A 243-nucleotide genomic window follows, 5' to 3' on the forward strand; every position below is an offset into this window, starting at 1 on the left:
CCCGCACGCCGTGGAGCTGCTGCCCCCACTGGTAGACGGTGCCGACTGCGACGATGCCAGTGACGCCGACGACGATGCCGTCGATCTCGTGGCGGACGATGAACTCCTCACCCGCTTCCAGGTGGGCGTCTGCGCCGGCTGTGTACCCGACTCCGGAGATCATCTGACCGTAGACCATTGCCATGTAAGGGCTGCGTGGCAGGTAGGCGCCCGGATCGTCGCTAACGCCGAGGTCGTGCAATG

The 243-nt window shown here is 65.8% G+C and carries 1 pseudogene; it reads right to left on the minus strand.

The features are described 5' to 3' along the window. Positions 1-184, minus strand: a pseudogene (locus KVS67_RS12730) (ferredoxin reductase); the annotation flags it as partial. Positions 185-243: the final 59 nt, after the last annotated feature.

This window comes from Micrococcus sp. GbtcB5 (genome assembly GCF_019091605.1).
GTDB classification, from domain to species: domain Bacteria; phylum Actinomycetota; class Actinomycetes; order Actinomycetales; family Micrococcaceae; genus Micrococcus; species Micrococcus luteus.